The 864-nt window shown below is 67.6% G+C and carries 1 protein-coding gene; it reads left to right on the plus strand.

Annotation, left to right across the window (positions count from 1 at the left end; genetic code table 11):
* Window positions 1–426 precede the first annotated feature (426 nt).
* Window positions 427–717: a co-chaperone GroES gene (gene groES / locus I6U14_RS11340; protein WP_296899397.1), complete on the plus strand. Its 291-nt coding sequence runs from the start codon at window positions 427–429 to the stop codon at window positions 715–717.
* Window positions 718–864 lie beyond the last annotated feature (147 nt).

An 864-nucleotide genomic window follows, 5' to 3' on the forward strand; every position in this document is an offset into this window, starting at 1 on the left:
GGGTGCCCGCGGGTGGGCGGGGGTGTGGGGGGGGGTGGCGGTGAGGTGGGGGCTGCGGGCGGGGGGGCGGGGGGCGACGGGCGGGGGGGGGGCCATGGGCGGGGGGTGATCGGCGCAGATTGCGGCCGCGGAGACTGTTGCGGCCTACCCGCGCGCCAGAGTCCCTCAGCGCGGCGCCCCGGAACACGGACCTCCGCTGCGGCCGCTCCTCAGGCCTTCCTCCAGCGCCCTCCCCAAGTCGCCCGCGCGCGCATGGCGGAAACGCCACTTGACACCCTACGCGTGCGCCCTATTATTAGCAGCCGCTATCGTTGAGTGCTAACACCATCCAGGTGCCGCCTCCGGGCGCGTGCACCGCCACGCGGCTGCTGGCGGTATCCGGCAACCCAACCCGCAAATCCAACCTGAAGCTGAGGGGAATCAAGCATGAACATCCGCCCGCTGCATGACCGCGTCGTCGTCCGTCGTATGGAGGAAGAGCGCACCTCCGCCGGGGGCATCGTCATTCCGGACTCCGCAACCGAGAAGCCGATCCAGGGCGAGGTCATCGCCGTCGGCAACGGCAAGATCATGGACAACGGCGATCATCGCTCGCTCGACGTCAAGGTCGGCGACCGCGTGCTCTTCGGCAAGTACTCCGGCACTGAGGTCAAGCTGGACGGCGAGGAGCTCCTCGTCATGCGCGAGGACGACATCATGGGTGTCGTCGAGTCCTGAGCACGTCCGGCACAGCCATCGGAACCCTTAACCAGAACATCGAGGTAAACACCCCATGAGCGCAAAAGAAGTCCGCTTTTCCACCGATGCCCGCAACCGCATGATGGAGGGCGTCAACGTCCTTGCCAACGCGGTCAAGGTCACCCT

Source organism: Thiohalocapsa sp., assembly GCF_019695415.1.
Classification (GTDB): domain Bacteria; phylum Pseudomonadota; class Gammaproteobacteria; order Chromatiales; family Chromatiaceae; genus Thiohalocapsa.